The sequence below is a fragment of the Acidovorax sp. KPB24-03 genome, from assembly GCF_057546605.1.
In genome coordinates, this window is sequence record NZ_BAAJYR010000321.1 from 1 (window position 1) to 4,092 (window position 4,092).

The following is a 4,092-nucleotide window of genomic DNA, read 5'->3' on the forward strand; positions in this document are numbered from 1 at the left end:
CGCCACTTCCAGCGGCGGCGGGGCGTTGCGCGCCGCCCGGGATTCCCCAGGCCGGATCGAACGTGGCCTGCAGGTTGTCGCGCTTCGGGGCACGCCGGGCACCTTGGCCACGGTGAAGCCGCACTGCGCGAGCGTGTCGCGCACCGCCCGCGCGATGGTCCAGGTCGCCAGCCGCGTGCCCCGCCGGCAGCAGCGCGCCACGGCCTTCAGGGTGTGTTCGTTCCAGAGATCGGGGTTGCGCTGCGGGCTGAAGCCGTCCAGGTAGACCGAATCGGCCGTCGGCATCTGCTGGCGCAGCATGGCCTGGGCATCGCCCACATAGAGCGTGAGCAGCACGCGGCCCTGCTCGAACGACAGGCGGTGCACGCCCGGCAGCAGCCCCCAGAACTGGTCGTGCAGGTGCTGCGCCAGGGGCGCGAGGTCGGGGTGGGCGCTGGTGGCGCGCAGCAGGTCGGCCGCGGCCACGGGGTGGGCCTCGCACGAGGCGAAGTGCAGCAGGGCAGGGCGATCGGGGTCGCTGCGCCAGGCCGCCCAGGTCACGAGGAAGTTCAACCCCAGGCCGAAGCCGGTCTCCAGGATGCGCCAGTGTGGCTGGCCGGCCCAGGCCTGGGGGAGGCCGCAGCCGTGCAGGAACACGCGGCACGCCTGGTCCAGGCCGCCGTTTTCACTGTGGTAACGGTCGCCGAACCGCGGGCTGTAAGGGGTGCCGTCCGCCAGCCAGTCGATGGGCTCCGGCAGGAACCGAGCCGGGTTCATTCCCGGCGGTTCAGGCGCTGGGCGGCACGTAGCCCTGGGCGGCGTCGGCGCCTTCGCCGAAGAAGTGCTGCTCCATCTGCCGGGCCAGGTACTGGCGGGCGCGGGCGTCGGCCAGGTTCAGGCGGTTTTCATTCACCAGCATCGTCTGGTGCTTGAGCCAGGCGGCCCAGGCTTCCTTGCTGACACCCTCCCAGATGCGCTTGCCCAGGTCACCGGGGTAGGGGGGAAAGTCGAGGCCTTCGGCTTCCTTGCCGAGTTTGATGCATTGAACGGTACGTGCCATGGGGAAGGGTCCTGGAAAGGTGGTTTAGATGTTTTAGGTATTTAAAACTGAAATTTCAGTAGTTCCAGTTTTGAAGAGCGACTTTCAGAATGCGTTGCATCGGTGATTTGCACCGGACCGCATTCCACAAAAGAAAGCCTCTCATGAACGTTCGCCGCGACTTTATCAAGTTTCCCCTCGCCGCCGCCCTGCTGGCCGGTATGGCCCTGACGGCTTTGCCGTCGCTGGCCCAGCCGGTGCAGTTCCTGAACGTGTCCTACGACCCCACCCGGGAGCTTTACGTCGAATACAACCAGGCGTTCGCCAAGCACTGGAAGGCCAAGAGCGGCCAGGATCTGGCGATCAAGCAGTCGCACGGCGGCTCCGGCAAGCAGGCGCGCTCGATCATCGACGGCATCGATGCCGACGTGGCCACGCTGGCACTGGGCGGCGACATCGATGCGCTTGTCACGCACGGCGGCCTCGTCAAGGCCGACTGGCAAAAACGCCTGCCACACAATTCGGCCCCCTACACCTCGACCATCGTGTTCCTGGTGAAGAAGGGCAACCCCAAGGGTCTGAAGGACTGGGACGACCTGGCCAAGCCCGGCGTGCAGGTGATCACCCCCAACCCCAAGACCTCCGGCGGCGCCCGCTGGAACTACCTGGCCGCCTGGGAATTCGCCAAGCGCAAGTACGGTGGCGACGCACAGGCCAAGGACTTTGTCGCCAAGCTGTACAGCAATGTGCCCGTGCTGGACACCGGCGCCCGCGGCTCCACCATCACCTTCGTGCAGCGCGGCGTGGGCGACGTGCTGCTGGCCTGGGAGAACGAGGCCTTTCTGGCGCTGAAGGAGTTCGGCCCCGAGAAGTTCGAGATCGTCGTGCCGTCGCTGTCCATCCTGGCCGAGCCCAGCGTGGCGGTGGTGGACAAGAACGTGGACAAGAAGGGCACCCGCGCCGTCGCCGAGGAATACCTCAAGTACCTGTACTCCGACGAAGGCCAGGACATCGCCGGCAAGAACTTCTACCGCCCCACGGGCGACAAGGCCAAGGCCAAGTACGACAAGCAGTTCCCCAAGCTCACGCTGGTGACCATCGACCAGGCCTTCGGCGGCTGGGCGAAGGCCGACAAGGCGCACTTCGCCGATGGCGGCAGCTTCGACCAGATCTACACCAAGAAGTGAAGACGACGGCGCTCTTGCCAATCCGCCCGCGCTAGAAAGCCCCATTCCATGTCCGTCCTCCTGATCGCCGGCAGCCCCTCGGAGCGTTCCCGCTCCGCCGCCCTGCTGGATACCGTGTCGCAGCGCCTGTCGGTGCGCGGTGCGCTGGTGCAGCGCCTGCACATCCGCGACCTGTCGCCCCAGGCGCTGCTGCTGGCGGACACGGGCCACCGCTCCATCGCCCACGCGGTGGACAGCGTGGCCGAGGCCAGCGTGCTGGTGGTGGCGACACCCGTCTACAAAGCGGCCTACAGCGGCGTGCTCAAGGTCTTTCTCGACCTGCTGCCGCAGGCGGCGCTCAAGGGCAAGACCGTGCTGCCGCTGGCCACCGGCGGCAGCGCCCACCACATGCTGGCGCTGGACTACGCGCTGCGGCCGGTGCTGCAGTCGCTGGGTGCCAAGCACATCCTGCCGGGCATCTACGCCACCGATGCCCAGGTCACGCTCACGCCCGAGGGCGCCTACGAGGTGGGGCACGACGTGTCCTCCCGGCTGGACGACGCCGTGAACGTGCTCATCACCGAAACCCTGCGCCCCGCGCCGGCCCAGGCCACGCGGTTCGCGCCGGTGCATTTCTCCCAGGTGCGATGTAGCGTCTGACGCGCCCCGGGCGGCGCCGGCCTGTGGGCCGGCCCCCGCCGTCCGCTCCTCCCCAAGCCCTCCCCATCTTTGAGAACCCGCCCGCCGCGGGCAGGCCGCTGCATCGCCGCCCGCACCCGGTGGACCTCGCCAGAAAGACCGATCGCATGACTTCGAATTTCTCTTCCCTGCGCCGCCGGATGGTGGCTTCCGGCCTCGGCACCGTGCTGGCCGCCGGCCTGCCGCCCGCTTTGGCCCAGAAGGGCGACCGCGTCCTGCGCGTGGGCCACCAAAAGGGCTGGCTGTCGCTGCTCAAGGCCCGTGGCACGCTGGAAAAGCGCCTGGCGCCGCTGGGCGTGAAGGTGACCTGGACCGAGTTCAATGCCGGCCCGGTGCAACTGGAGGCGCTGAACGTCGGCTCGATCGACTTCGGCGACGTGGGCGAAGCGCCCCCCATCTTCGCCCAGGCGGCCGGAGCGCCGCTGGTGTACGTGGGGGCCACGGTGCCGCGCCCGCAGCTGGAGGCCGTCGTCGTGCCCAAGGGCTCGGCGATCCAGAGCGTGGCCGAGCTGAAGGGCCTGCGCGTCGCGCTCAACAAGGGCTCGAACGTGCACTACCTGCTGGTCAAGGTGCTGGAAAAGCACGGCCTGCACTACCGCGACGTGCAGCCGGTCTTCCTCGCGCCGCCCGATGCGCGGGCGGCCTTCGAGAAAGGCGCCGTGGACGCCTGGGTGATCTGGGACCCGTTCCTCGCGTCGGCGCAAAAGACGCTGCAGGCCCGCGTGCTGGCCGATGCCACGGGCGTGGCGAACAACCGCGCCTACTACTTTTCCTCGCGCGACTATTCCGCCAGGAACGCCGACGTGCTGCGCGTCGCCATCCAGGAGGTGGACGCCATCGACAAGTGGATTGCCGCGCACAAGGCCGAGGCCGCGGCGGAGCTGTCCACCGTGCTGGGACTGGACCGCGCCGTCACCGAGTTGTTCGTGGGCCGGGCGGGCTACGGTACCTCGCTGGTGTCGCGCGACATCCTGGCCGAGCAGCAGGTGATCGCCGACACGTTCTTCGACCTGAAGCTCATCCCCCGCAAGCTCAACCTGCAGGACGCCGCTCCGGTGGACCTGCTCTGAAAGGGTGCACCCATGTCCGCACCTTTCCCAACCCCTTTGCAGGTGCGCGTGCGCCGGGTGCTGGGCGTGACCGCCCAGGCCTGGGGCCTGTCGGCGCCGCGCGAAAGCGCCCGCGTGCTGGCGCTCGCCCCGGCACCCC

Annotated in this window: 4 protein-coding genes and 1 pseudogene; 3 read left to right on the forward strand and 2 right to left on the reverse strand. The window is 68.5% G+C overall.

The features are described from left to right. Both mnmC2 and AC27KI_RS20050 read right to left on the reverse strand, forming a co-directional pair. A pseudogene (mnmC2, locus tag AC27KI_RS20045) lies at positions 1 to 738 on the reverse strand (tRNA (5-methylaminomethyl-2-thiouridine)(34)-methyltransferase MnmC2); the annotation flags it as partial. A gap of 28 nt (positions 739 to 766) precedes the next feature. Next, positions 767 to 1,039, reverse strand: a complete 273-nt coding sequence (locus AC27KI_RS20050; protein WP_284414462.1) for an oxidative damage protection protein — start codon at positions 1,037 to 1,039, stop codon at positions 767 to 769. A gap of 143 nt (positions 1,040 to 1,182) precedes the next feature. On the opposite strand from AC27KI_RS20050, the gene AC27KI_RS20055 reads away from it, so the two are divergent. The 3 genes from AC27KI_RS20055 (at position 1,183) to AC27KI_RS20065 (ending at position 3,953) form a co-directional block, all read left to right on the forward strand. Further along, a complete protein-coding gene (locus AC27KI_RS20055; protein WP_272569324.1) occupies positions 1,183 to 2,205 on the forward strand; it encodes a sulfate ABC transporter substrate-binding protein in 1,023 nt (340 codons plus the stop codon). 48 nt (positions 2,206 to 2,253) lie between these two features. Further along, positions 2,254 to 2,844: an NADPH-dependent FMN reductase gene (gene ssuE / locus AC27KI_RS20060; protein WP_317354295.1), complete on the forward strand. Its 591-nt coding sequence runs from the start codon at positions 2,254 to 2,256 to the stop codon at positions 2,842 to 2,844. 146 nt (positions 2,845 to 2,990) lie between these two features. Next, the gene (locus AC27KI_RS20065; protein ID WP_284414459.1) at positions 2,991 to 3,953 is read left to right on the forward strand and encodes a sulfonate ABC transporter substrate-binding protein; all 963 of its coding nucleotides are present in this window, start codon (positions 2,991 to 2,993) and stop codon (positions 3,951 to 3,953) included. Positions 3,954 to 4,092 lie beyond the last annotated feature (139 nt).